Genomic DNA, 24,568 nt, shown 5'->3' with positions numbered 1-24,568 from the left:
TCATATTAACAATAACAAATGAACCAGAACTCGCCTGAAGGCTTATGCCTATAGCGGTGGCGCTTTGACTGGGAAATTGTTAGTAAATACTAATAGCTAAAAAATTTATAACTTAAAGAGTTAGTGCCATAGCCCACCTCCTCGATCAACTCGATTTACGGTGTCAACAGCTAGGGCGATTGCCTATCCATTCGTTCAGCGAGGATTCGATCCAACCTACGGCAGAGATCCCTATTTTCACGGGCTTAGGGAATGAAGCATCGTAGCGAGGAGAGCGATTGTTGAGCCGATCATAAATGGTTGAACGTGAGAGCCCCAAACGCTCGCGGACCTGTGTGAGCCTCAAAATTCTGGCGGTTGGTGGGGTATCTAAACTCATCATTTGCCTACCTTCGTATCGTTGCGGAGAGAAAACTCTACCGGCACATCAACAGGCGTGGTTGTGCTCTTCTTGAATTAAAAAAATACACGATTTGAGCCATTGGAAATGAGACACGAAGCCATCATCACGAGGCAGCAAATCCTTGCCCCCCAACTCCCCCCTCCCCACCACCGGCCAACGAGGTCGATGGCTTCAGATCTGGCCCAGCGTTGCTCAAAACCCATCTTGCAATGCTAGAGCTCGGTTGTTGCCCAGAACCGATCCAAGCAACAACGCAAAAAATCTCAGCCACACATCATGAACAGGAGAGTCCAAGTTTTTGGGCATCCTCGTCGACAACCAACCTGCAAAGAGCAGGCCTCTCAAGACCTATTAGTCCATTCAACAGGAGCACAGGCATGCCACTCAGTTGCCCATCATGCAGTCCAAATCCAAGAGCTTCGAACACACCCTCTCGGAAAATTTTCTCAATTATTTCACTGGCTGGTGCCACGTTGCAGGCTATCGCTGACGGAAAGGACGTGAAATCTAAGCTGAGCAGAAACAGCCCATTCACCGGGTTCGCTGGAGCTTTCCTTCACGCACTTTCGAGGGAAGCTGCCAGCTTTACCAACGCAAATAACAGCGTTCAAAACACGCTATCTCCCAGTGCCTGCCAAAGCTGCTTGAACCTCGCCAGACACCGTTAAATCCGGGCTGGGCCCTAAGTCTCACCAGCCCCATAACGTTCCCACCTTCCGTTAAAAAATACGCCACCGTCACCCCTATGAGTCTGTATGGAGGATGAGCTGTGGCAATAACTTTAAGGACATTGCATGACACACCTTATCGAACACATGGCGTACAGCGGTGCAGCACCTTGGCACGGCTTGGGCTCCAGTCTTTCGCCGAAGCAACCTCTGGAGATATGGCAGCGAGAAGCCGGGATGAGCTGGCAGATCGAGGAAAGCCCTGTACATTTCAAAGCCGATGCCGTCGGACACCTGAGCACGATTCACTCCTTTTCAGAACAGAAAGTCCTTTACCGTTCCGACACAAAATCTCCGTTGTCGGTGGTTTCTAGTCGTTATCAAGTGGTCCAGCCTGGCGAAGTGCTGGAGTTCTACCGAGATCTCACTGAGGTGTCAGGGTATGAGTTGGAAACGGCAGGTGTATTGAAAGGAGGCCGCAAATTCTGGGCTCTCGCCAGAACGGGCCAAGCGACCACACTCAAAGGAAACGATCAGGTGAACAGCTATCTGCTGCTGGCAACCTCTTGTGACGGCACACTAGCCACCACGGCAACGCCCACCAGCATTCGTGTGGTTTGCAACAACACACTGGCGGTTGCATTGGATGGAGCCACACACGCCATCAAGGTCCCACACAGCACACGTTTTGTTCCACAGACAGTGAAGAAACAATTGGGCATCGCCGTCTCGCAATGGGACGAATTCATGTACCGAATGAACATGCTCGCCGCACGCAAAGTACAGTGGCATGAGGCTATGGGCTTTTTCATGGAAGTACTGTGCGACACCGGCTCTGGGGACCCCATCCCCGAAGTGCTGCCAAATAAACGAGCGATGGAAAAGGTGCAAAGCCTGTACGAAGGAAAGGGCCGAGGGGCGGATCTGGAATCCGCCCGAGGCACCGCATGGGGTCTGTTGAACGCAGTGACTGAATACGTTGATCACGAGCGCAGGGCCAGGACCTCGGAGTACCGGGTAGATTCAGCCTGGTTCGGTCAGGGTGCGACAATCAAACAACGCGCCCTCGACTCTGCTCTTCGATTGGTAGCCTAACGTTGTCCCCACCACAGCTGCTTGAGCACTTTCCGCTCAAGCAGCTCTATACCTAAAGGAAATCGCGATGAATGTAATACGCTTTATTGGTCTACTTTTTGTGTTTTTCGGAATACTAGCGAGCTGTGTCTTGGCAGTTTTGCTTGTGTTCATCCTGGCGCGCTTTTGGCCCTTGCTGATCGCGGTGGTGGTCTCATGTGTAATATTTGAAGTTATAGCCAGAAGCGCCGGGGACCCGGTACCTGTAATGTCAGTCTGAGGGCTCAGCGACAAGCATCTCATCCAACCGACTCATTAGCTCAACACGTCCCAACGCATGAAGCTTATGAAACTTGACCAGCAACTCCGCCTCATCATCCTCAACGGCATAAAAAAATGCTGCCGGTACGTTGAGCACCTTGCTCAAACGCTCGACGAAGTCAGGAGCTGGAACCCGCTTTCCCAGCTCATAGCGGTTCATGCGAGTACTCGCAGACATCTCATCCAGTCCAGCATCCAACCCCAATCGCTCCTGCGATAAGCCTGCCTGCACGCGCGCCTGCTTTATGCGCTTTCCCAAGACTGACATTCACACGATCCATTTACCAAAAAGGCATCGTGCATGGGTGTTTTTTGCCAGATACTACCGTTTTGGTAGTATTGGAATTAGCTACCTACCAGTATGGCCTCTGAGACGTCTCGGTTTCGCCAGAAACGCCTCACGGCTTCGCTGATTTTTTCCTCTGATAAAAAGGCATCATCATGAAACGCTCACTATTTACTCTACTACCACTCCTAATGATTCTTGGCTCCGCAGCCCAAGCTAATGACGATGTCACAGGCTGTTCTCTAATTCGAATAGATCAATACTACGGAATTCACGAATGGGACTGTCGTGTTCCCAACAGCCCCGTCCGAATCAGTAACGTCTACACAGACCAGCATGGTCAGCAACGTGTAGAAAGCATAAGCAGCCAACAAAATGCGATGTGTGACGATCAAGGAGTCTGCTCGAATAGCGGCAGCTTCGCAGGTAACGCACCTGCGGGCAGTTATCACTACACATTCGGGTGGTACTTGGGCACGGATACGAAAGGCAACCCTGCGTCTTACAAAAACGGGGTAGGGCCTGGATTTGGCGGGAAATATTTGAACCCTACGGCCCAGTCTGCGACTGCCAAATCAACAAAGCCTCTACCTGAAGTGGTCTGTATGCCGACGGCCAGTTTTAATTGTTCGATAGATGGTAAAGAAATAGAAGATGAAGAACTTCCTAAATACTTACCAAAAGTGAAAGAGCAGGAAGTAAAAAAAGCCGGAGGCAACTGCCAGAGCACGCCACTGTGCTATGACAAGAACATGACTTTTCTGGGGCTGAATGAAAAGTTTTTCTAGGCAAAAACCTTCACCCACAACATCAAAATATCTAGAAACTCAATAGTAGCGGATGACTTACGAAGTAAGTCACTCGCTATTAAAATCAAAAAAAACCAAACAAACTCAAAAACACATAGAAATTCTAGTCAGCCAACTCAGCACCATAACTATCCAAATACATCTTCACTCGATTCCACTCGCTATAATACAAAAAAATCGCAGATGCCAACTCCCCCAAAAAAACCAACTCCTCTGCGCGCCCCTCATGACTAGTATCAACAATTCGCTCACCGCGATATACGATACTAAACTCGGGATATTCACTAATGATTTTTAACAACCGTATCAGTTCAGCTTGGCGTCTGTGAAAGTCAGGAAAAAAGCACCAATGCTCATTGTCATTATTCCAAGAGTACCCAACATTCCCTCTAGCAATCTGAAATACCCTAGACACTATCTCCTCAGGGACAAGAAAGTTATTGCCTCTCGACCTATAAAAAACCATATCCTGAAAAGCAACTATTATTAAAATCTGGTGTTCCAGGAAGCTTTTGGCTCGCCTCAACTCATCCCTAAGATCCAAGCCCGGATACGACAATGCAGGTCTACCTAGCTGGTACCCGTAGTCCTCCATGGCCTTCTGCTTCCACCCAATCAGCAAATCTACCGGATATAGCACAGTATTTTGATCTACACGGCGATGGCAGTTCCGACACAACCATATTCCATTTCCAAAATCATGACGCTCCGAATCAGACTGATCAGGATCATACCTCGGGCCTCTAGCTCCTCTAATGTGTGCTGCCTCACCGATATCTATTTTTTTCCCCGTCTGAATGTCAAATTTTGCTGTACGAACTCTACAGTGAGGGGCAGAACAAAGATCCCCAACAGAATCCATCAGCTTTTTTCTTATCAACTCTGGAAAACGAACTCCATTCATTTTCGAAACCTTTCCATACAGAAACATCGGCGATAATTGATTCAAGCAGAAATCATACTAAAATCACTTCACATTCAAAACAACGAAATCTCAAAATGAAAAAAAATCTCAATTAACAGCCTCCTGTTTTGAAGCTGCTAAGCGAACACACAGAGCACGGAAACCGCTTAGTACCTAATAAACGCTTTGAATGACAAGCACGATCACAGCCGAGCAAGTTTTTTCGCTAGCACTCGCATCAATCGGCAGCCCGCGCGCATGATTTTCCCTAAGCTCGACGGTATGCAAATCGGCGCAAGCTTGGCTCGGTAAATGCCCCTCCATCACCTTTCTTGTTACCATCTGTAAGATCGTAAATTTCAGATGGAGACTGGTGGATGGCCGTTAGCGAAAAAACAATAATCATCGAGCGGATATTCGATACGCTTTACGACGAGAAGACCAAGACGTTTTCACGCACGTTGGTTAGCGCAGCAGATGTCCAAGACGCGAAGCGCTACTGCGCAGAGCACCACGGCATCAAAATGAAGCTGAACGGCAACCCGTTTAATTTCATGAAGGATATAGTCAGAGGAAAAAGCGCATCGAAAATTTGGCCTCAGCGCCTGAAGGACTTAGAGATAGGTGGAGTCCAGAGGACTGGTGATGGCGCCATTTTCGAATTTGTTCACGGAATGGCCGGAGCCTTGGACAGTCTTGATGAAGACTTTCTCCCTTCTGACTCGACGCCTAGCTTTCCTGTGCAAAGCCTCAGCTTGCCCCTTGCGTCGAAAGCGCTGGGGCGTACAGATGAGTCATGGCTACTTCAGGTGGCAGTAAACCTTCGAATTATAGAAAGTCACTTTGCTAACGCGACGAACAGCCAGATTGAAGTGCTAGAGCTCACCCATCTTCAAATGGATATCAAACTGAGGAAGGTCCAGATAGATGCGTTGTTTCGGGCACTCCATGCGGCGCCTGACGGTAGCCAGTCAGATGTACTCATTACAGTTGAAGCCAAACAAGGCAATCAGCGCATTTTAACCGAACAAATTGGCCGTCAAGTGATAGCTGCATTCGAGTCAACTGATACTGAACTCGTAATCCCCGTCGCAATTGCAGCGATCAAGAATAAGGGGATTTACGTGGTCGAGTTTGCAGCAGTGACCAGGGACACGTTAGGTCAGTTTAGCGTCCCGACATTCCATCGAGACGCCATGTTCGTGCTTCAGCCGAAGGTAAAGGGCATTTAACTACGCGGGCTGAATGGCTGACTGCCTAGGTTTTGGCGTTCCCTTGCGATCTCGCTGCTTGATCGGAACATTGATCTCGAAATGGCGAGAAGCCTGCCCCATGTCCATGGAAAGCAGTCGCTCATCCCCCATCAAAATGGCGCCGGTAGGACTGGATGGTTCCCAGCCAATGGCGTCAATGATGCTTGCTGCAACTGCTCGAGCCAATGGCGGAGGAACAGCGTTGCCGACCTGTCTCGCCCCGTGCCATTTCGTTACATGTGTGCGAAACCAGTCAGGAAAGCCATGTAGACGAAGCATTTCACGCACAGTGATGCAGCGCGGGTACTTATAGTGGATGGGTCTAGGGCTGGTGAATGCACCCCGAGCAGAATCAGTGCCCGCACGAAGCGTGTTAGACACCCCATTAGCGTGCAGCTTAAAGAATCGAGAGGTTGGCTCTACCTGGCCCATCTCTGTTGACGCAAATCGAGCACGAGATATTTCAGAGTGATTCGTGCGAAGGCTGCTTGTTAGTAGTTCTTTGTTCCATTTTCTTTTGTAGCCGTAGTGGGTCGACTCGGCAACCATGTCGCGAAGAATTTTGGCATAGGCACTCGGGCGACCCCACTTGACGGCTGCCGAATCATTTTCGATCAACGCCTCGTAGTCTTCTGCATCAGGAATATCTCCCAGAGCATCTTGGCAAGACGGTCCCTCTGGCAACTGCGCATCGAGTAGCAGAGAGGATCTAGGCGACCTAGTTGTCGGCTCCGGGTACTCAGGAAGTTTTAATCCACGCTTCGCCCCAATCAGAATCAAGCGCTCTCGTTCCTGCGGTACGCCATAGTTTGCTGCGTTGAGCACTCTCCAAGGCAGAACGTCGTAGCCGTTGCTCTGAAACTCTTCGATCAACTCTGCAAGAAACTGCTTATGTCGGCCAACCGTAATGCCTTTAACATTCTCAAAAACAAAGTATGAGGATTCCAAGCCTACGACAATGCGTACAAAGTCTTTGACCAGCGAGTTACGCGGATCATCCAGGGCGCGCTGCCCCATCAAGCTAAAGCCTTGGCACGGGGCGCCACCAAAAACGATATCTACATTTCGGCTGCCAATGTTCGCAGCGTCACGAATATCCTCAGCAGTTAACGAGGATACCGATTGAGGTATCACCACACAGTTGGGGAAATTGTAAGAGTGCACGGCTGCATGGATTGGGTCGATCTCAACGGCAGCTACCACGTCAAAGCCCGCCTGCTCGAAGCCCAGGGACATTCCACCGGCTCCTGCAAAGAGATCTATTCCAATTGGTCGTGTCATCTGCATTCCTCCCTCGGCGAGAAAAATCATCGCCTTCATACGAGGCGTGGAATTTACGCGATTCTGGATCAGATGTCGATCGGTTTTTTTCTGGGGCCAAGAAACGCCGACAAACGACACCGTAAGTGGTGAAGGTCTTTAAGCTCACATTGCCATACGGTCAGAACGTCCCATCCCAACAGCCGAAGGGTGCTCTCGGTCTCACGATCCCGTTGGCCATTGCGCTCAATTTTTGGCCCCCAGTAATCCAGTCTGCTTTTGGGTAGGCGCCCCTTGGGGCAACCATGCCCGTGCCAAAAACAGCCGTGGACGAAGATTACTTTACGTTTTTTTTCAAAAACGATATCAGGTTTTCCCGGCAAGTCTTGTCGATGCAATCTGTACCTGTAGCCCAAGGCAAACAGAGTTCGGCGTACGACCATCTCAGGCCCGGTATGAACTGTTCCAACGGATTGCATGATTTTGCGGCGCTGCTCTACAGAACGAAGGTCAACCATTCGTCCTCCATATCCCAGCAGGGGGCTACTGTGTAGTGAAGATCAAAAAAGACGCCGATGCTGATCACCAACGCTTAATTCCAGGCAGTGATCCCAACGACAATTCTAATCCAACATTCGTTAAACAGAATCCGACGAGGTATCGAAATGAATCCAAGGTGAATGACTACTCATCATGACGAAACTCACGATGTCCCACTTATGGACGCCGGTTGCGGATCATTCTGTAGCCTTCGGTGCAAAACCAATCTGAATCTCTAAGTCCTTCGTAAAGCGCAGTCTTCCAGGAATTTGCATCACGGTCATATCGTGATCGGAACTGCCCATCAAGATGTTGGCGGACGCCAACTGGGCCAGTGCTAACCCCGACGTCTTCAAGTGAATAAGAGATATCTGCCATTTCGCTTGCAGCCTGTGCGGCATACAGCTCGCCGAGACCCATTACGCGAAAATGGTAATTCACTCGCGCTATTAGCACATCATTCCATGCCCCGGCGGGACGAATGGCAAACGAAATTGTCGGTGGCGAGGAGGCCTGGATTTCAACAACCAGCCAACGGTCATTGCCGAGGTCGTCAAAGTAGGGGTGAAGGGTTTGATCTTCGGCTCTCGTAGGGACACCAGCAAGCTTATTTTTATTACAGTCTGAGCACGCAGGGACAAGATTGACGGGGGTCAAATTGAGCTTTGGGTGGCGAGATTGGGGCAGATAGTGGTCAACCGTAGCGACAGTCCTTTGAGCACATAGAGGACAGATACCGTACTCAGGCGCCATCCTAATTTGCTCATAAAGCGCTCTTGAAGGTGATCCCTTTCGGGCGAAATGCGCCTTGTAGATAACCCCCATCAGGACCGCATCGATTTGTGAGGTAACAATATTGCTTTCGGTGATTTGAAACAATTGGCCGGCTGGACCAAGTTCTCGATACTCGGCCTCCGAGGCTTGTATAACAGGCAGCGCGTCCAGCAATGCTTGAGCTCGCTCATGGATGGAGATACCCGAGGCGCAGACCTCTATAGCTTGGGTGGCATTGAACGCAGGCGGATCAAGGCGTTTCACGGAACGTCCCTTCGAATGGTAAGACTTCGGGCTAACGCTCGTGCTTCTGCGCCTAACTGCCCTCCAAAATGGTTTTCGACTGCTTCGTACGTTCGACCAGGTTGGCGAGCAACGGCCGAGACAAGCTGATGGAAGCCTGAATCCGTAACCTCCAAGCCGAATACTTCGCGGGTCAAGACTCCAGCGCTTTCGCCGAAGGTTTCTATGGATGGGCGCTCAACAGCCGAATTTGTCCGGGTCCTCCTCAGCATCCACACACAGCTACGGGGGACTTCTTGCAGTACCACAGGAGAGTGTGTCGATATCAGTGCAACCCCGTTCCGAGCGACGAGGAGATCGGCGACGGCACGCACAAATGCGGAAAGCAGCGGTGGATGCAAGTGTCCTTCAGGCTCATCTAGAACCACCAACGTGCGCTCATCAACTAGCTCCACCAGGCGAGTTGTCGTTAGCAGAACTATCGCGTGTCCAGAACTTAGGAGTCTAAAAAAGCGGGTGGCACGCTCTCTCCACTCCGTATCAGGTTCGATGAGTTGTTCAACTCCTGTTTCGGCAAAGAGCGGATCAGTGGCTAGGCTTGCGACAGCACGAAGCCAACGTGCCCGTCGAGGTTCGCTTTGACATCTTTCCAAGCTCTGCACGAAGTCATTCGCTAGCTCCTGGGTGCTTTTGAGTTGCTCAACAATTTGCCCATCTACTTCTCTTTGGGATCGGAGGCCGACAAATACCGCAGGGGTACGCAAAGAAGCTTGTGGTGGTAGCTCGAAGCTATCGAAGGCACTGAATGACACGGAGACAAGGCCTGAGAACGTCCAGTCACCTTGATTGACCCCTAGCCGATGCAACTCACCTCGTGGCGCTGTATCGCTGTCGCGCTCCAATAGCGTGTTGATGATGCTCTGAACGCAACGGGTCTTCCCTACCCCGTTTCGTCCCACAAGTACGTGAAGATTCGTTGGGGGTTCAGCGCCAGGGATGACGCGAAACTGCATTGTTGGAGGCGGCGCAGCGCCAATCTCGTTGGGAGGAGCTGGCAGCGTGTACTCGAACTCAAAACGAGTCAGGACTGCATTGCCATGAGCAAGACGATTGAGACGATTGCGTACGTTTGGCTCTTGCAACGACCGTAGCAACGACTCTCCCATGACCACTTCGTGACGGTGTCGATCAAAGATTTGGAGGTCAAAAGCGCAATCGCATAGCCCCCTGAGAATAACCGGACCGAAGCCTTGGGGTAGCGATGAAAGTGTTGCGTAATAGTCTTCATCTTGGCCAAGAGAGAAAAACTGCGCCGGATCGAGAGCGTCGAAACTTTCCGGGAGGGTAGGGCTGCGAGTCCCTACTAGACGGTCAACTCCTCCTGGCCCAGGAAGCAAGCCCACTTGGCCAATCTTGAGAGATCCAGGCACGTGCCGAGTGCCGTTAGTATCAAAAACGATGAGCCTGAACGTCGTGCGAAATTTGAACCAATCATCCCAGTTATCCACGAGAAGAAAGACTCGGGAGCTTGCTTGGGGTGGTATCTGCTGCGCTGAATCAACGATGGTAAACATCTTTTCCCAACCTTATTTCCATGGTTTGAGTACGACTTGATCCCTAACACACAGCTCAGGCCTATAGTCGTTGATTGTTGTTCATTTCACAAAGCCTCCTTGATCAAACATCTCACACAACGGCATACCTTCTCGTAGGATTATACAAATGCTCAAACAGCTGAGCTCATCTGAGGGTGCGCTTAGGAGGATCCGCAGGCGAAGAGAGGCTTTTGATAAACTGCTGCCCACCGCTCGGCTCCAACAGCCAGATTCTTGCCTATTTCATGGTTATGAGCTTGCCGACCAAAATCCAACCCAACGGTATTGAGATTCAATAGTCGGCGCATTCGGTTGCAAACAAATCTCATTTGATGCGCAACTCCGTATCTGAAAGCGGATTTCGAATGAAGCGCGTCTGAAGCAACCTAACGGCCAGTTCTGTGCCATATTTCCCAGGCGGCAAAAACGTCGCGGCAAGTCTGTGAGGGAACATGGCTATTAAACCGGTTAAAAAGGCTGTCGAAAAAACCGAGGCTAAAGCGGAGGTGGCGCCGAGAGCAAGGTTGCATAAGTTAATAATCTCAAATTTCAGAGCTATAGGGAAAAAGCCAGTAACCATCGAGCTAGATGACATTGTCGTGCTCGTCGGCCCCAACAATGCTGGAAAAAGCTCAGTATTAAGAGCATATGAAGTAGTAATGCAATCGGGAAAGCTGGGAGAGCTAACGATCGAAGACTTTCCTAATGCAAAAGTCCCCGAAGCTGATGACACTGAATCCTACCCGACTATTGAACTAGAAACTGTACTTTATGAAAACAGTAAGTTTCCCGCTCAACAATGGATGGACGTGAAGGAAAATGGCGATCGGCACGTACGTGAACGCTGGATCTGGAAAGATATTGGAAAACCTGAAAAGCGTGGGTTCGATACAACTAAAAATGCGTGGGACGAGAATCACGGTCCTTGGGGTGCCGCAGCCGTTGCTCAAATTAATCGCCCTGAAACTCATCGAATCGAAGCATTTGACGACCCACAAAAACAAGCAGTAGAAATTGTCTCACTATTACAAGAAGCCATTAAAGAAAAAATAAAGGAAGTAAGTTGCAAAAAAAGTGAAGAACAAGAAGAAAAAAGTCAATATGAGCTACTACTGCAATCAGTAGGAACGCTACAAATACAAGTCGCAAAAGATGCGGTTACAGCGATCCAAAACGTACAAGAAAGTCTCAATAAATCGATTTCCGATGTATTTCCTGGTTATTCCATTACTCTTGATGCTAGACCAGAAGATGATCTAGAAAAAGTTCTAAACTTTTTCAAGTCGTTACCACTACTTAGAATGGGACCTACGGACGGCCATCAGTCCACGTTAGAGCATCAAGGAAGTGGCGCACGCCGGACCTTGCTGTGGACGGCACTTCGTATTCTTGCAGAACATAAACGAACAAAAAGTGATAAAACTGACTTAGCGGAGCGGCCTCACGTCCTTCTTCTCGACGAGCCAGAAATGTGCTTACATCCGAGCGCAATCCGAGATGCTTGCAATGTCCTATACTCGCTTCCACTATCGGGTAAGTGGCAAGTTATGGTCACTACCCATTCACCTGTATTTATCGATCTTTCCCGAAATAATACGTCAATTGTGCGTGTTGAGCGCGAGATAGGTGGGGACGTTTCAGGGACCACAATTTTTCGCCCCGAGAAGGTAAAATTAAGCGATGAAGATAGGGAGGAACTGAAGCTCTTAAACATGTACGACCCTTTTGTTGCGGAGTTCTTTTTCGGAGGAAAAACCATTGTAGTTGAGGGAGACACTGAACACTCTGCATTTAAGGAAATAATCGACTCAAACAAGGCTCTGTTCGGCGACATACACGTTGTTCGAGCAAGAGGAAAATATACAATTGTCGCACTTTGCAAAATCCTCAACCAATTTGGCAGCCCCTACTCCGTCCTACATGACTCTGACAAGAAAACTATAACAACAAAAAAAGGAAAAATTCGCGCAAACTCCGCGTGGCCCGCAAACCAACAAATACTCAACATAGTTACTGGCGCACCTAACAAAAGCGCTACGTTAGTAGCATCAGTACCAAACTTTGAAGAAGCAATGTTCGGAGAGCCAGCAGATGGCGAAAAACCGTATGGAGCTTGGGAGAAAGTTAGAAAGGATCCCGAGGTCAGAAAGAAAGTAACGGATCTCCTAATGTTCTTAGGTAAAATTGGGGGACAGCTTCCGCCTGGCACCTTGCAATGGTCTAATGTCAATGAGTTAGAAAAAGCGGTAGACGCTTTAGATCTATAATGTCAACACAAACCGTAGCCTTGCTCAGCATGGCTACGGACACTGTATCTTGGGCGCCCTTAGAATTTGGCTCCATCGAACAAATCCGCTGCACAACCCGCAATTCATGCCCACGTCGTTCGAGAGGATCGGAGCCAGTCAGTTCCACGCCGCGTCCGAGTGGGGGGACAAATGGGGGGATAAATTCAGCGAGATCGACATCCCCAAGCAAAACAAGGCCACAACCAAACAATAACGCCGCCCACAAGCCGGCTTTTTAATGCCTGGAAAACCCTGCTCAATGCGTAACCCGATGGACCGGACAGGTCATCGGCAGCCGTTTCTGCCCCGGCAAAAGTAAGGTTCTTCGCTTTCTATTGAGCGACTTTTCCTAGAAACTCCCACCCGCTTGCGCCTGTGAAACCTGCTGTCTAGGCTCGGCCTGTCACTGCTTATTCAGTGATCGGGTTTAGCAGCTCGAAACATCACATTGGGCGCATCGATGTCACCGGTCGGTAGATTTTTTATTCTGCCTGTCATGGTGGCTGTGCGCAGGGCATCTTCGGATGCGCCGGTTTTCCAATGTGACCGGCCTGCTAACCTGCGTACAGCTGCCACCCCATCGTTTAGCAGCGACATCTGGCAGCTCCACTCACGTTGGAGATGCACCATGAAAAAGCTCGTTCCCGATCCGCCCCTGCCCGGGCAATTCAGAACCCCCGAACACGATCTCGCCACCCAGCGCATCCGCCTAGCCCTGGCCGCGAACACCGCTGAAACCTCAATCCTCGGCAACCTGAAAGCCACCGTCCCGACAGCCGTGGGCTGTGACGCCCTGTTCAGCGTCCGCCCCGGCGTCAGCGCCGAAGAAGCCTTGGTGCATGTGTCGCTGCTACTGGATTGCGCGGTACAGGTCAGCGACGAGATCAGCGAACGCGCCAGCGGTGTGGAGCGCGGGCTGATTTGGTCGATGATCCACTCGGTGGAGATGGCCAATGCCGTAGTGAGCGCGTTGCTCGACGCCAACCGGCCGGCCGAGGCTGGCGCGGGGCGTTAAAAATCGACGAACACTGGAACGGGGCGAAGCTCATTCGCCCCGTGCGCCATGAGCTCCCGCCAGGCGCTGGACAGGGCCGCCCACCCCGACATTGGCGGCTCGACCCGGCCATCAATCAAGACGCCCCATGCACCCGCGCCGTCATGTCCAGCCCCAGTGCACGCATCACCGCCAGCAGGGTCTTCAGGGTCGGGTTGCCCTTGTCGCTGAATGAGCGGTACAGCTGCTCGCGGGACAGCCCGGTTTCATGGGCCAGTTCGGTCATGCCCTTGGCCCGCGCCACCACGCCCAGGGCTTTGGCGATGTAGCCGGCATCGCCGGTCTCGAAGGCGTCCGCCATGAACAGGGCAATGGCTTGCGGGTCACGCAGGGCCGTGGCGGGGTCATAGTCGAAAAGCGGTTCGTTCATGATCGGCTCCAACGACGGGCCAGCTGTTTGGCCAGTTCGATATCGCGGCCCTGGCGACTCTTGTCGCCGCCGCACAACAGAATGACGAGTTGCAAGCCGCGCTGCTGGAAGTAAACCCGGTAGCCCGGCCCGTAATGGATGCGCAGCTCGCTGACGCCTTCGCCCACCGGCGACACGTCCCCGGCAAGACCGTTGGCCAAGCGAAAAATCCGCGCAGCAATCAACGCCCTGGCTCTGGAATCCTTGAGCCTGTTTTCCCACTCCATAAAGGTCGCGGTCTGTTTGATCTCGATCATCCCGCGACTGTAGTTTCAAGACTACAGCATTTGAAAGCGTATTTGTATTGCAAATCGCTGCCAGCGCACAGGCCGATAGCGATCCGAGACGCAGCGTGTTGAAATCGAGCACTCGGCCATAAACCTGATGTCTCAACGGCTCAATGTCTTAACTCCTGTAAGGACGTCCCCATGAGAAAGCTGTTCCCCCTGCTGCTCCTCGCCGCGGCTTTCCATCAACCCCTCGCCTTCGCCGACTGCGCCAGCTCGCCCAAGCCGGTGGCCGAGGCTTTCTACAATTGGTACCTGCAGAGTTTCAGCAACGAAAAAGACCCGATCACCGATGACCTGCCGCACCTGCAGCAGTACGTCACGCAAACGCTGATCGAACGGATCAAGAAGCAGATGAGCAGCCCCGAGGGCCTGGAAGAGGACTACTTCCTCAAGACCCAGGACTACATGGATGAGTGGCTGACCCAGATCAAGGTCAGCGAACCGCAGGTGCAAGGCACCTCGGCGCGTGAGTCGGTGACCCTGGGCAATACGCCGGATACCACGCAGATCGTCGACCTGCTGCTGGTCAAGGACAAAGGCTGCTGGAAGATCAACGAGGTGCTGGCCACCACGGATCAGAGCGAGTGATCCGCGGCGGCCGGCCAGGCAGGATCAGATATCGAGAATGATCTTGCCGAAGTGCTGGTTGCTTTCCTGGTAGCGGAAGGCATCGACCATCGCGTCCAGGGCGAAGTGCTTGTCGAGGATCGGATGCATGCCGTTGGCGTCGATCGCGCGGACCATGTCCTGCTGCTGCCGGCGGCTGCCCACCAGCACGCCTTGCAGACGCAGTTGCTTGACCAGCGCGGTGACGATCGGGAACTCGCCGGCAACCCCGGTCAGGATGCCGATTACCGAGATATGGCCACCGACCCGCGCAGCGATCATCGACTGCTCCAGGGTGGAGGGGCCGCCCACTTCGATCACGTGGTCGACGCCACGGCCGGCGGTGAGCTTCTGCACGGTTTCGCCCCAGGTCGGGTCCTGGCGGTAGTTGATCAGGTGATCGGCGCCGAGGGCTTTCAGCCGCTCCAGCTTGGCATCGCTGGACGAGGTGGCGATCACGGTAGCGCCGAGCATCTTGGCGAATTGCAGGGCGAAGATCGACACGCCGCCAGTGCCTTGCACCAGCACGGTATCTCCAGCGGTCACCCGACCGTCGTCCACCAGCGCGCGCCAGGCGGTAAGGCCGGCGGTGGTGAGGGTCGCTGCTTCGGCGTGGCTCCAGCCCTTGGGCGCACGGGTGAAGGAGGTGGCGCGGGCGGTGACGACTTCCCGGGCGTAACCATCCAGACCATCGCCCGGCACCGTGGCGAAACCTATGACATTGGGCCTGCCGTCCAGCCATTCGGGGAAGAAGGTGCTGACCACCGAGTCGCCAACGGCGAATTCACTGACACCCTCGCCCACCGCTACCACTTCACCGGCGCCATCGGCCATCGGAATGCGCGACTCAGTCGGCCCCCACATGCCGCTGACCACCGCGAAATCGTGGTAGTTGAGGGAGCTGGCGCGCAGGCGCACGGTGATTTCGCCCGCTTGTGGCGCCGCGGCCGGAGCCTCGCCAACCACTACTTTGTCGTAGCCACCACCGGGTTGTACGTAGATTGCTTTCATGAACAGATCCTCCTGGGTTGCCTTTTCATTTCGAAAAATAACGAAATGTTCAAGTAAAAAAACTCAGAGTTCGCGCTTCAGTTGCTCGGCAAAAGCAGCAATGGCCGCTTCGTTACGGCGAAAGTAAGTCCATTTGCCGATACGCGTGGCCTCGACCAGCCCGGCCTGCTGCAGGATCGCCAGATGGCTGGACGTGCTGGACGCCGAAAGCGCGGCCTTGTGCTGCAGGTGAGTCATGCAGATGCCGATTTCTTTCGGCGCGTCATGCCCCTGGGGCGGGAAGTTGCCTTCCGGGTCCTTCAGCCATTCGAGCATCTGCATACGGATGTCGCTGGCCAGGGCTTTGATTTGGTCGATGAGCATGGCGAGGATATTACGGACTTTTACGAAATGTTCAAGACCCGAGCAATATCCCCCGCCCGCCCTCCTATTACTTGCTCTCGACGATCGGCCCCGGCGCTTTCACCTGGGTCATCAGGTCATCGTCCCACTGCCCTTGCACCTTGATCTGGGCCAGGGCCCCCAGTTCCATGGCCTCGATCAGGTTGTGGCTGAGGTACACGTAGGTACCCGGCTGCTTGAAGGTGTACAGCGCCGCAACCGCGGAACCGCCGGGGATAAACCAGGTTTCCATGTTGCGTTGCGGCGGATTGGCGAATTTGCCGGTGGTCCAGACCCAGTCGCCATGGCCGCCAATCAGGTGCGGACGGCTGTCGCGGTTGGCCTGGGAATGGATGAACAGCACGCTTTCACCGACCTTGGAGGTCAGCGCGTTGGCACCGGTCAGGGCGCCGACACGGCCGTTGAACACTACGTGGCTCGGGGTCAGGGTGCGCATGACCGCGCGGGTGTCCTGGTAGCTGGACGCCAGGTCCGGGTAGTCCTTGTAGTGGCCGTCCTTGTCCTTGGGGATATACAGGTCGGACTCGCCTATGGTGTAGACGCGGTCGTAATGCAGGGGCTTGCCCTGAGGATCGCGCAGGCCGTCACGGGGCAGCACCATCAGTGCGCCGTTCATGCCCGACACCACGTGCCACGGCACCATGCCTTGCGGCGCGCAATGGTAGACAAAGGTACCGCTGCGATCAGCCTTGAAACGCAGCACCACTTCCTGCCCCGGCACCACCTGGGTCAGGCCCGCCCCGCCCAGGGCGCCAGTGGCCGCGTGAAAGTCGACGTTGTGGGGCATGCTGTTGGTCGCTGGGTTGACCAGCGTCAGCTCCACATAGTCACCCTCATGCACCACCAGCGTCGGGCCGGGCATGGAGCCGTTGAAGGTCATGGCCTGGAGCGTGGTGCCCTGGTCGTCGATGACCATTTTTTTCTCTTCGATACTCATGCGGAACTGCACCACCTTGGGCGGCCCGCTGACCACTTGCTCATGAGGATGAACCAGCGGCGGTGCGACCAGCTCGACCTGCACCCGCTGCAACCCCTCTGCCCCACCGGCCAGAACCAGGCTGCTGGCACAGCTGCCAAGCAGCGCACAGGCCCCCAATACACTTCGAAAAACACTCATTGCAGCCTCTCCTTGCCAATCAACGATGGGGCATTGCAAGGCAAGTGCGCGCAACTTTCCTTGTCGTAAAGCAAGAAATGGCGACAGAAGGTCGACCCGCACAACCGGCCCTGATCCAGGGCAAAAAATCGCCCTGCCGATCCGTTCGGCAACCGCCGCTCATTTGCCCCAAACCCCCATGTCTGCTAGTGTCGCGCCGGTTTAACGTCAACCGGGATAGCCGCCATGGCCCGCAAAAAAGCTGCCTTAGATTTCGAACAATCCCTCGCCGACCTGCAAACGCTGGTCGAGCGTCTGGAGAACGGCGAGCTGTCGCTGGAAGACTCGTTGACCGCCTTCGAGCAAGGCATCGGCCTGACCCGCGATTGCCAGGCGGCGCTGGCCCAGGCCGAGCAGAAGGTGCAGATCCTGCTGGAGCGCGATGGCGAACTGGCCGAAGAACCCTTCGACGCGGAACAGCCAGAATGATCGCGGCCTATCAGGTCAGCAGCCAGGCCCGGGTCAATGCTGCACTGGAAACCCTGTTCCACGCGCCAAGCCCGGAGCTGGCCCGTCTTTACCAGGCCATGCGCTACAGCGTGATGAATGGCGGCAAGCGCGTGCGCCCGCTGCTGGCCTACGCCGCCTGCGAAGCCCTCGGTGCCCGGCCGGAACAGGCCAACGGCGCGGCCTGCGCGGTGGAGCTGATCCACGCCTATTCCCTGGTGCACGACGATCTACCGGCGATGGACGACGACGACCTGCGTCGCGGCCAGCCAACCACCCATAAAGCCTTCGATGAAGCCTGCGCGATTCTTGCCGGCGACGGTTTGCAGAGCCTGGCCTTCAGCGCCCTGCTCGACCCGCGCCTGAGCGATTCGAGTGCCGAGATCCGCCTGCAGATGGTCAGCACCCTGGCGCTGGCCGCGGGCCCCGCGGGCATGGTCGGCGGTCAGGCCATCGACCTCGGTTCGGTGGGCCTCAAGCTCGACCAGAAAGCCCTGGAGTACATGCACCGGCACAAGACCGGCGCGCTGATCGAGGCCAGCGTCAAGCTCGGCGCCCTGGCCAGCGGCCGGGCCGAAAAAGACGAGCTCAAGTCCCTGCAGACCTACGCCCAGGCCATCGGCCTGGCGTTCCAGGTGCAGGACGACATTCTCGACGTGGAAAGCGATACCGCGACCCTCGGCAAACGCCAGGGTGCCGACATCGCCCGGGACAAACCGACCTACCCGGCCCTGCTCGGCCTGGACGCGGCCAAGGCCTATGCCCTGGAACTGCGCGATCAGGCCCTGCACGCACTGCGACCCTTTGACGCGGGCGCCGAGCCTCTGCGGGAGCTGGCGCGTTATATCGTCGAACGACGCAGTTGATCGACCCCGGCGCGGCAGACCGCATATCGGCCAAGTTCCGCGCTCTGCGTGGGCAGCTTGCGATGCATAAGGTAAACTGCCGCCTCTTTTATACCTATAACGATTCGCCTGATGCCCACGACGTTTCATGAGATTCCCCGCAAGCGCCCGACCACGCCCCTGCTCGACCGTGCCAACACGCCGGACGGCCTGCGCCGGTTAGGCGAAGCCGAGCTGGAAACCCTGGCCGATGAGTTGCGCCTGGAATTGCTCTATACGGTCGGCCAGACCGGTGGGCATTTCGGTGCCGGCCTGGGCGTCATCGAGCTGACCATCGCGCTGCATTACGTCTTCGACACGCCGGACGACCGCCTGGTGTGGGACGTGGGTCATCAGGCTTATCCGCACAAGATCCTCACCGGTCGCCGCGAGCGCATGGCCAGCCTGCGCCAGAAGGACGGCCTGGCCGCCTTCCCGCGGCGCTCCGAGAGCGAGTACGACACCTTTGGCGTCGGCCACTCCAGCACCTCGATCAGCGCGGCGCTGGGCATGGCCATTGCCGCACGCCTGCAGAACAGCGAGCGCAAGGCCATCGCGGTGATCGGCGACGGCGCCCTGACCGCGGGCATGGCCTTCGAGGCGCTGAACCACGCGCCGGAAGTGGACGCCAACATGCTGGTGATCCTCAACGACAACGACATGTCGATCTCGCGCAACGTTGGCGGCCTGTCCAACTACCTGGCCAAGATCCTCTCCAGCCGCACCTACGCCAGCATGCGCGAAGGCAGCAAGAAGGTACTGTCGCGCCTGCCCGGCGCCTGGGAAATCGCCCGCCGCACCGAAGAATACGCAAAAGGCATGCTGGTTCCCGGCACCCTGTTCGAAGAACTGGGCTGGAACTACATCGGCCCGATCGACGGCCACGACCTGCCGACCCTGATCGCCACCCTGCGCAACATGCGCGACCTCAAGGGCCCGCAGTTCCTGCACGTGGTGACCAAAAAGGGCAAAGGTTTCGCCCCGGCGGAAGTCGACCCGATCGGCTACCACGCCATCACCAAGCTCGACCCCCTGGACAGCCCCGCCGCCGCGCCGAAAAAGGCCGGCGGGCCGAAGTACTCTGGAGTATTCGGCGAATGGCTGTGCGACATGGCCGCCGCCGACCCGCGCCTGGTGGGCATTACCCCGGCGATGAAGGAAGGCTCGGACCTGGTGGCCTTCAGCGAGCGCTTCCCGCTGCGCTACTTCGACGTGGCGATTGCCGAGCAGCACGCCGTGACCCTGGCGGCCGGCATGGCCTGCGAAGGCGCCAAGCCGGTGGTGGCGATCTATTCGACCTTCCTGCAGCGCGGTTACGACCAGCTGGTGCATGACGTAGCGGTGCAGAACCTCGACGTGCTGTTCGCCATCGACCGTGCCGGCCTGGTGGGCGAAGACGGCCCGACCCACGCCGGCAGCTTCGACCTGTCGTTCCTGCGCTGCATCCCCGGCATGCTGGTGATGACCCCGAGCGACGAGAACGAGCTGCGCAAGATGCTCAGCACCGGCCATCTGTACAACGGCCCGGCCGCCGTGCGTTATCCACGCGGTACCGGCCCGAACGCCACCATCGAGAAAGACCTGCAGCCGATCGAGATCGGCAAGGGCGTGGTCCGTCGCCAGGGCAGCAAGGTCGCCCTGCTGGTGTTCGGCGTGCAACTGGCCGAGGCGCTGAAAGTCGCCGACAAGCTGGATGCCACTGTGGTCGACATGCGTTTCGTCAAACCGCTGGATGAAGCCCTGGTGTGCGAGATCGCCGCCAGCCACGAACTGCTGGTGACTATCGAAGAGAACGCCATCATGGGCGGCGCCGGTGGCGCGGTCGGCGAGTTCCTGGCGCGCGAGGCGATCCTCAAGCCGATCCTGCACCTGGGCCTGCCGGACCTCTACGTCGAACACGCCAAGCCGGCGCAGATGCTGGCCGAATGCGGCCTGGACGAAGCCGGTATCGAAGCCGCCATACGGGCACGCCTGCAACGGCTCGGCCTGTAACCTGTAGCCGCTGCCGAAGGCTGCGATCGCCCCCGAAGGGGGCGTTGCTTTTGAGGTCGCAGGAAGGTCCTGCGGACCTTATCGCAGCCTGCGGCAGCGGCTACGGTTTTTCCTCGCATGCTCCATTCGCTATAGATTGCCGATGAAACCCGCCCTCCTCGTCCTGCCCCTTGCCCTGCTGCCCACCGGCCAACTGCTGGCCGACACTCTCGAGCGCGAACAGGCCCTCAAGCTGCCCGACACGCTGATCAGCGCCAACCGCCAGGTAGAGGTGCGCAACGACAGCAGCGCCGCCAACACCGTATTCACCCGCGACGACATCGACCGCCTGCAACCCTCCAGCGTCACCGACCTGCTGCAACGGGTGCCTGGCGTGCAAGTGGCGCAGAGTGGCGGCCGGGGCAGCGTGCCGGGGATCTATATCCGCGGCACTTCGTCGGCGCAGACCCTGGTACTGGTGGATGGCCAGCGCATCGGCAGTTCGAGCTCCGGCGACAGTAATCTGCAGCATCTGAATATCCAGCAGATCGAGCGGGTGGAAGTGCTGCGCGGCTCCCGCTCGGTGATCTACGGCAGCGACGCCATTGGCGGGGTGATCCAGATCTTCACCCGGCGCAGTGCCGAGCAGGGCCTGCAACCCCGCCTGCACCTGGGGGTCGGCAGTCACCAGACCTGGGAGCGCAGCATCGGCCTGTCCGGCGGCGACCAGCAGACCCGCTTCAGCCTGGGCGCCAGCCTCGACGACACGGCCGGGAGCAATCGCACCCATGAGTCCTATGCCAGCGATCGCGATGATGACGCCTACCGCAACCAGTCCCTCAGCCTGAGTCTGAGCCATGCGTTCAATGACGACTGGGAGGCGGGCCTGAACCTGCTGGATAACCGCGGCAAAAGCGAGTTCGACAACCCCTTCGGGCGCTTTGACAGCAGCACCTTCGAGAGCTTCCCGCAGAAGCCCTACAGCGAATTCGCGGTCAGCAGCTTCAGCAGCTATGTCGACGGGCGTATCAACGACGTCTGGAAGTCGCGCCTGGAACTGGGCCACAGCGAGAACCGCGAGAAGACCTTCGACAAGCTCAGCGACGAACGCACGGTGTTCAACACCTACCGCGACTCGGTCAACTGGCAGAACGACCTGACGCTCGACGAACGCAACAGCCTGATCGTTGGCGGCGACTGGTACCAAGACCGGGTCAACAGCAGCACCGCCTTCGCCGAGGACAGTCGCTGGAACCGCGCGGCCTTTGTCCAGCATCGCTTCAAGGCCGACAGCTTCTCCACCGAGCTGGGCTTGCGTCGCGACCAGAACCAGCAGTTCGGTGGCCAGAACAGCTGGAGCGGCACCCTCACCCTGCCGCTGAACGCCGACAACGATGTCCTCCTGACCTACAGCGAAGGCTTCCGCGCCCCGACCTTCAACGACCTGTATTACCCCGACTTCAGCAACCCCGACCTCAAGCCCGAGACCTCGAAAAGCTACGAGTTGCAATGGCGCAGCCAGTTGAGCGAGAGCACTCGCCTGGAGACCTCGCTGTACCGCACCGACCTGGAAGACGCGATTATCTTCGGCAGCAATTCGCGCCCGCAGAACGTCGCCTCGGCACGCATCAACGGCTTCGAGGCGACGCTGCAGCAGGAGTTGTTCGGCTGGCAGAGCAATCTGGGGCTGGCGATCATCGATCCCCGCGACCGCGACACCGGTCACACCCTGGCCCGCCGTGCCCGGCGCACCCTGAACCTGGACCTGGATCGGCAGTTCGACCGCCTGGGCCTCGGTGCCAGCTGGCAGGCGGTGAGCAGCAGCTATGACGACCTGGCCAACCAGCAATACCTCGGCGGTTATGCCCTGCTGGGCTTGCGCAGCAATTGGGCGCTGACTCGCGAGGTGCGGTTGGAGTTGAAGGTCGACAATCTGCTAGACAAGTCCTACAGCCGGGCGCTGTACAGCCATGACGGCGCGCAATACGGGTATCGGGAGCAAGGCCGGGCCTGGATGTTCGGGGTGACCTGGACGCCGGAGCTTTAGTGGCGCCAGTAGCCGCTACTCGGAATCAAGCAACTCACAGAGCTTGGCCGTCGCGGCGATCATCTGCCCGCTCGGCCGCTCCAGGCCTTTATCGCTGATCAGCAACAACCGGCCTTGCGCCACGGCCTTCAGTTGCGGCCAGGCTTTCCAGGCGTCAAGTTGCGCCTGGGTGCTGGCCAGGATCACCTCGGGATTGCGCTGCAATACTGCCTCGACGCTGACCTGGGGCGCCGGCAGCGGCAAGTCGGCAAACACATTGCGCGCGCCGCACACACTCAAGGCATCGCTGATGATTTGCCCACCGCCCACGGTGTACAGCGGCTGGTCCCAGACCTGATAGAACACTGCCAGGGGCGCGCTGCGGGCATAGCGTTGACGCAGGCCGGCCAGTTGCTGCCGCAACTCATTGGCACGCTCCAGGCCGCGTTGTGGGCGCCCTAGCCGGGCGGCAACGGTTTCAATTTGAGTGGTGAGCTGGTCGAGGCTATGGGGTTCGGCCACCAGGGTCGGGATGCCCAGGCGACTGAGTTGCTCGCGCTGGGCCGGGCCGACGCTGCCGGGCCAGAGCAGGAGCAGATCCGGCCTGAGGCTGAGCAGCCGCTCCATGTCCAGCTGGCCATAACGGCCCACCGACGGCAGGTTGTGCAATTGAGGGGGGCGCTCGCCAGCGTCGAGCACACCGACCAGCAGGTCGGCGGAATCCAGTTCGACGACGATTTCCGATAGCGAAGGCGCAAGGCTGACCACCCGCTCCACGGCCAGCGCCGGGCCTGCGAGGGCCAGCAGCAGGACTGCCAGCCAGCGGCGCATCAACCGAGCTGACGCGGGATGCGGTAGAGGTAGAACAGCACCGCGGTGGACAGCGCCAGGAGGATCAGCGGCACCGCTTCCAGGCCGACGAACACCGCCAGGGCCCCGACCCAGGCTGGCAGGGCCGCGGCCAGAAACGCCGCGCGACGGCGGGCCGCCAGCTCGATCCAGGCCGCTGGCTCTTCGGGGGTATCGAGGGCTTTATGGGTGGCGATCAAGGCCCGTTTGTAGCCGCCGAAAAAACGCAGGCTGACAAACATCGAAGCTACGCCAGCGATGAAAAACGGCATCGCCAGGATCGGCAGCAGCGGCTCGCCCTGGCCAAACACCAGGTTGATCACAAACAGCGGCAGCAGCGCCAGCGCCAGGTATTGCCACCAACTGACGGCCAGGCGCCGCCGGACCTGACCGCGGGTCACGCCCGGTCTACCTCGCCCTGGTGCTCGTTACCCATCATGTGGTCGAGCTTGCTGGCCTTGGTGGCCAGGTAGAGTTTGTTGTGCGGGTTGTGCCCGGTATGCAACGGCACGCGCTCGGCGACCACGATACCCATCTCGGTCAGGGCTTTGACCTTGCGTGGGTTGTTGGTCATCAGGCGCAGGGATTTCACCCCCAGGTGCTCGAGCATCGGCAGGCACATGGCGTAGTCACGCTGGTCGGCGGCAAAGCCCAGGCGTTCGTTGGCTTCCACGGTGTCGGCGCCGCCATCCTGCAACTCATAGGCGCGGATCTTGTTCAGCAGGCCGATGCCACGGCCTTCCTGACGCAAATACAGGAGTACGCCACGGCCTTCGCGGGCGATCGCCTGCAGGGCGGCTTCCAGTTGCGAACCGCAGTCGCAGCGCTGGCTGAACAGGGCATCGCCGGTCAGGCATTCGGAGTGCAACCGGCCGAGCACCGGAGCGCCATCGGCAATATCACCCAGGCTGAGCACGACGTGCTCGCGGCCGGTGGCTTCATCGAGAAAACCGTGCATGGTGAATTGCGCAAAAGGGGTGGGCAGCTTGGAAGCGGCGACAAAAACGACGGGCACCGTTGTGCTCCTGATCTGTATGGGACTGGA

At 56.6% G+C, this 24,568-nt stretch carries 24 protein-coding genes; 10 read left to right on the top strand and 14 right to left on the bottom strand.

Translation table 11 applies throughout. The annotated features are described in order from the left end of the window. Window positions 1-163: 163 nt before the first annotated feature. Window positions 164-379, bottom strand: a complete 216-nt coding sequence (locus BM019_RS23115) for a helix-turn-helix transcriptional regulator (RefSeq protein ID WP_092420853.1) — start codon at window positions 377-379, stop codon at window positions 164-166. Between the two features lie 818 nt (window positions 380-1,197). On the opposite strand from BM019_RS23115, the gene BM019_RS23110 reads away from it, so the two are divergent. Beyond that, window positions 1,198-2,166, top strand: a complete 969-nt coding sequence (locus BM019_RS23110; protein ID WP_092420601.1) for a DUF932 domain-containing protein — start codon at window positions 1,198-1,200, stop codon at window positions 2,164-2,166. Window positions 2,167-2,416: 250 nt separating this feature from the next. On the opposite strand, the gene BM019_RS23100 is transcribed toward BM019_RS23110, so the two are convergent. Continuing rightward, a complete protein-coding gene (locus tag BM019_RS23100) occupies window positions 2,417-2,734 on the bottom strand; it encodes a helix-turn-helix domain-containing protein (protein ID WP_064364033.1) in 318 nt (105 codons plus the stop codon). A 173-nt stretch (window positions 2,735-2,907) separates the two neighbouring features. Here BM019_RS23100 and BM019_RS30610 point away from each other — a divergent pair, with 173 nt between their 5' ends. Beyond that, window positions 2,908-3,540: a hypothetical protein gene (locus tag BM019_RS30610; protein ID WP_139217389.1), complete on the top strand. Its 633-nt coding sequence runs from the start codon at window positions 2,908-2,910 to the stop codon at window positions 3,538-3,540. 124 nt (window positions 3,541-3,664) lie between these two features. On the opposite strand, the gene BM019_RS30605 is transcribed toward BM019_RS30610, so the two are convergent. Then, window positions 3,665-4,465 carry an HNH endonuclease gene (locus tag BM019_RS30605; protein WP_139217388.1) on the bottom strand — a complete coding sequence of 267 codons (801 nt, stop codon included), beginning with the start codon at window positions 4,463-4,465 and terminating at the stop codon, window positions 3,665-3,667. Window positions 4,466-4,842: 377 nt separating this feature from the next. Between BM019_RS30605 and BM019_RS23090 the strand changes: the two genes are divergently transcribed. Continuing rightward, complete coding sequence (locus BM019_RS23090; RefSeq protein WP_092420591.1) at window positions 4,843-5,697, top strand: hypothetical protein; 855 nt, start codon at window positions 4,843-4,845, stop codon at window positions 5,695-5,697. Here BM019_RS23090 and BM019_RS23085 read toward each other — a convergent pair whose 3' ends face one another. From BM019_RS23085 to BM019_RS30600, 3 genes are all read right to left on the bottom strand, one after another. Continuing rightward, entirely contained in the window at window positions 5,698-6,999 is a 1,302-nt protein-coding gene (locus BM019_RS23085) for a DNA cytosine methyltransferase (protein WP_175510714.1), read from the bottom strand. A 68-nt stretch (window positions 7,000-7,067) separates the two neighbouring features. Next, window positions 7,068-7,496, bottom strand: coding sequence for a very short patch repair endonuclease (locus BM019_RS23080; RefSeq protein WP_092420585.1), 429 nt, complete (start codon window positions 7,494-7,496; stop codon window positions 7,068-7,070). Window positions 7,497-7,695: 199 nt separating this feature from the next. Continuing rightward, window positions 7,696-8,556 (bottom strand): HNH endonuclease, encoded by an 861-nt coding sequence (locus tag BM019_RS30600; RefSeq protein WP_139217387.1) that lies wholly within the window; start codon window positions 8,554-8,556, stop codon window positions 7,696-7,698. A 2,026-nt stretch (window positions 8,557-10,582) separates the two neighbouring features. Between BM019_RS30600 and BM019_RS23065 the strand changes: the two genes are divergently transcribed. After that, entirely contained in the window at window positions 10,583-12,397 is a 1,815-nt protein-coding gene (locus BM019_RS23065; protein WP_092420576.1) for an ATP-dependent nuclease, read from the top strand. A 649-nt stretch (window positions 12,398-13,046) separates the two neighbouring features. Then, the gene (locus BM019_RS23060) at window positions 13,047-13,433 is read left to right on the top strand and encodes a DUF6124 family protein (RefSeq protein WP_092420573.1); all 387 of its coding nucleotides are present in this window, start codon (window positions 13,047-13,049) and stop codon (window positions 13,431-13,433) included. A 115-nt stretch (window positions 13,434-13,548) separates the two neighbouring features. Here BM019_RS23060 and BM019_RS23055 read toward each other — a convergent pair whose 3' ends face one another. Both BM019_RS23055 and BM019_RS23050 read right to left on the bottom strand, forming a co-directional pair. Beyond that, entirely contained in the window at window positions 13,549-13,842 is a 294-nt protein-coding gene (locus tag BM019_RS23055; RefSeq protein WP_007924096.1) for an addiction module antidote protein, read from the bottom strand. Then, complete coding sequence (locus BM019_RS23050; protein WP_062824477.1) at window positions 13,839-14,138, bottom strand: type II toxin-antitoxin system RelE/ParE family toxin; 300 nt, start codon at window positions 14,136-14,138, stop codon at window positions 13,839-13,841. Before BM019_RS23050 ends, BM019_RS23055 begins: the two co-directional genes overlap by 4 nt. 171 nt (window positions 14,139-14,309) lie before the next feature. Between BM019_RS23050 and BM019_RS23045 the strand changes: the two genes are divergently transcribed. Further along, window positions 14,310-14,759 (top strand): DUF3828 domain-containing protein, encoded by a 450-nt coding sequence (locus BM019_RS23045; RefSeq protein ID WP_009045812.1) that lies wholly within the window; start codon window positions 14,310-14,312, stop codon window positions 14,757-14,759. Window positions 14,760-14,783: 24 nt separating this feature from the next. Here the strand turns inward: BM019_RS23045 and BM019_RS23040 are convergent, their stop codons facing one another. The 3 genes from BM019_RS23040 to nirK all read right to left on the bottom strand — a co-directional run bounded on the left by BM019_RS23040 (window position 14,784) and on the right by nirK (window position 17,307). Then, the gene (locus BM019_RS23040) at window positions 14,784-15,794 is read right to left on the bottom strand and encodes a zinc-dependent alcohol dehydrogenase family protein (RefSeq protein WP_175510720.1); all 1,011 of its coding nucleotides are present in this window, start codon (window positions 15,792-15,794) and stop codon (window positions 14,784-14,786) included. A 57-nt stretch (window positions 15,795-15,851) separates the two neighbouring features. Then, the gene (locus BM019_RS23035) at window positions 15,852-16,151 is read right to left on the bottom strand and encodes an ArsR/SmtB family transcription factor (protein ID WP_007924100.1); all 300 of its coding nucleotides are present in this window, start codon (window positions 16,149-16,151) and stop codon (window positions 15,852-15,854) included. A 67-nt stretch (window positions 16,152-16,218) separates the two neighbouring features. After that, complete coding sequence (gene nirK, locus BM019_RS23030; RefSeq protein WP_085534503.1) at window positions 16,219-17,307, bottom strand: copper-containing nitrite reductase; 1,089 nt, start codon at window positions 17,305-17,307, stop codon at window positions 16,219-16,221. 225 nt (window positions 17,308-17,532) lie between these two features. On the opposite strand from nirK, the gene BM019_RS23025 reads away from it, so the two are divergent. The 4 genes from BM019_RS23025 (at window position 17,533) to BM019_RS23005 (ending at window position 22,695) form a co-directional block, all read left to right on the top strand. Beyond that, complete coding sequence (locus BM019_RS23025) at window positions 17,533-17,775, top strand: exodeoxyribonuclease VII small subunit (protein WP_007924102.1); 243 nt, start codon at window positions 17,533-17,535, stop codon at window positions 17,773-17,775. Further along, window positions 17,772-18,659, top strand: a complete 888-nt coding sequence (ispA, locus tag BM019_RS23020) for a (2E,6E)-farnesyl diphosphate synthase (RefSeq protein ID WP_092420568.1) — start codon at window positions 17,772-17,774, stop codon at window positions 18,657-18,659. Before BM019_RS23025 ends, ispA begins: the two co-directional genes overlap by 4 nt. 111 nt (window positions 18,660-18,770) lie before the next feature. Continuing rightward, window positions 18,771-20,669 carry a 1-deoxy-D-xylulose-5-phosphate synthase gene (dxs, locus tag BM019_RS23015; RefSeq protein ID WP_009045816.1) on the top strand — a complete coding sequence of 633 codons (1,899 nt, stop codon included), beginning with the start codon at window positions 18,771-18,773 and terminating at the stop codon, window positions 20,667-20,669. Window positions 20,670-20,811: 142 nt separating this feature from the next. Then, a complete protein-coding gene (locus tag BM019_RS23005; RefSeq protein WP_092420562.1) occupies window positions 20,812-22,695 on the top strand; it encodes a TonB-dependent receptor domain-containing protein in 1,884 nt (627 codons plus the stop codon). 15 nt (window positions 22,696-22,710) lie between these two features. Here BM019_RS23005 and BM019_RS23000 read toward each other — a convergent pair whose 3' ends face one another. The 3 genes from BM019_RS23000 to ribA are packed head-to-tail and all read right to left on the bottom strand — an operon-like array spanning window position 22,711 to window position 24,538. Further along, on the bottom strand, window positions 22,711-23,505 hold the full coding sequence (locus BM019_RS23000) for a cobalamin-binding protein (protein WP_092420560.1): 795 nt from the start codon (window positions 23,503-23,505) through the stop codon (window positions 22,711-22,713). Continuing rightward, a complete protein-coding gene (locus BM019_RS22995) occupies window positions 23,505-23,924 on the bottom strand; it encodes a hypothetical protein (RefSeq protein WP_009045819.1) in 420 nt (139 codons plus the stop codon). The genes BM019_RS23000 and BM019_RS22995 overlap by 1 nt, the downstream gene beginning before the upstream one ends. Further along, on the bottom strand, window positions 23,921-24,538 hold the full coding sequence (ribA, locus tag BM019_RS22990; RefSeq protein WP_007924108.1) for a GTP cyclohydrolase II: 618 nt from the start codon (window positions 24,536-24,538) through the stop codon (window positions 23,921-23,923). Before ribA ends, BM019_RS22995 begins: the two co-directional genes overlap by 4 nt. Window positions 24,539-24,568: the final 30 nt, after the last annotated feature.

This window comes from Pseudomonas sp. NFPP07, from assembly GCF_900115645.1.
Classification (GTDB): domain Bacteria; phylum Pseudomonadota; class Gammaproteobacteria; order Pseudomonadales; family Pseudomonadaceae; genus Aquipseudomonas; species Aquipseudomonas chlororaphis.
This window is presented reverse-complemented; position numbering and strand designations above follow the sequence as displayed.

Bases quoted from the DNA above. Each gene is read 5' to 3' on its own strand.
- BM019_RS23115 (WP_092420853.1), bottom strand. From the start codon at position 379: ATGAGTTTAGATACCCCACCAACCGCCAGAATTTTGAGGCTCACACAG.
- BM019_RS23110 (WP_092420601.1), top strand. From the start codon at position 1,198: ATGACACACCTTATCGAACACATGGCGTACAGCGGTGCAGCACCTTGG.
- BM019_RS23100 (WP_064364033.1), bottom strand. From the start codon at position 2,734: ATGTCAGTCTTGGGAAAGCGCATAAAGCAGGCGCGCGTGCAGGCAGGC.
- BM019_RS30610 (WP_139217389.1), top strand. From the start codon at position 2,908: ATGAAACGCTCACTATTTACTCTACTACCACTCCTAATGATTCTTGGC.
- BM019_RS30605 (WP_139217388.1), bottom strand. From the start codon at position 4,465: ATGAATGGAGTTCGTTTTCCAGAGTTGATAAGAAAAAAGCTGATGGAT.
- BM019_RS23090 (WP_092420591.1), top strand. From the start codon at position 4,843: ATGGCCGTTAGCGAAAAAACAATAATCATCGAGCGGATATTCGATACG.
- BM019_RS23085 (WP_175510714.1), bottom strand. From the start codon at position 6,999: ATGACACGACCAATTGGAATAGATCTCTTTGCAGGAGCCGGTGGAATG.
- BM019_RS23080 (WP_092420585.1), bottom strand. From the start codon at position 7,496: ATGGTTGACCTTCGTTCTGTAGAGCAGCGCCGCAAAATCATGCAATCC.
- BM019_RS23065 (WP_092420576.1), top strand. From the start codon at position 10,583: ATGGCTATTAAACCGGTTAAAAAGGCTGTCGAAAAAACCGAGGCTAAA.
- BM019_RS23060 (WP_092420573.1), top strand. From the start codon at position 13,047: ATGAAAAAGCTCGTTCCCGATCCGCCCCTGCCCGGGCAATTCAGAACC.
- BM019_RS23055 (WP_007924096.1), bottom strand. From the start codon at position 13,842: ATGAACGAACCGCTTTTCGACTATGACCCCGCCACGGCCCTGCGTGAC.
- BM019_RS23050 (WP_062824477.1), bottom strand. From the start codon at position 14,138: ATGATCGAGATCAAACAGACCGCGACCTTTATGGAGTGGGAAAACAGG.
- BM019_RS23045 (WP_009045812.1), top strand. From the start codon at position 14,310: ATGAGAAAGCTGTTCCCCCTGCTGCTCCTCGCCGCGGCTTTCCATCAA.
- BM019_RS23035 (WP_007924100.1), bottom strand. From the start codon at position 16,151: ATGCTCATCGACCAAATCAAAGCCCTGGCCAGCGACATCCGTATGCAG.
- nirK (WP_085534503.1), bottom strand. From the start codon at position 17,307: ATGAGTGTTTTTCGAAGTGTATTGGGGGCCTGTGCGCTGCTTGGCAGC.
- BM019_RS23025 (WP_007924102.1), top strand. From the start codon at position 17,533: ATGGCCCGCAAAAAAGCTGCCTTAGATTTCGAACAATCCCTCGCCGAC.
- ispA (WP_092420568.1), top strand. From the start codon at position 17,772: ATGATCGCGGCCTATCAGGTCAGCAGCCAGGCCCGGGTCAATGCTGCA.
- dxs (WP_009045816.1), top strand. From the start codon at position 18,771: ATGCCCACGACGTTTCATGAGATTCCCCGCAAGCGCCCGACCACGCCC.
- BM019_RS23005 (WP_092420562.1), top strand. From the start codon at position 20,812: ATGAAACCCGCCCTCCTCGTCCTGCCCCTTGCCCTGCTGCCCACCGGC.
- BM019_RS23000 (WP_092420560.1), bottom strand. From the start codon at position 23,505: ATGCGCCGCTGGCTGGCAGTCCTGCTGCTGGCCCTCGCAGGCCCGGCG.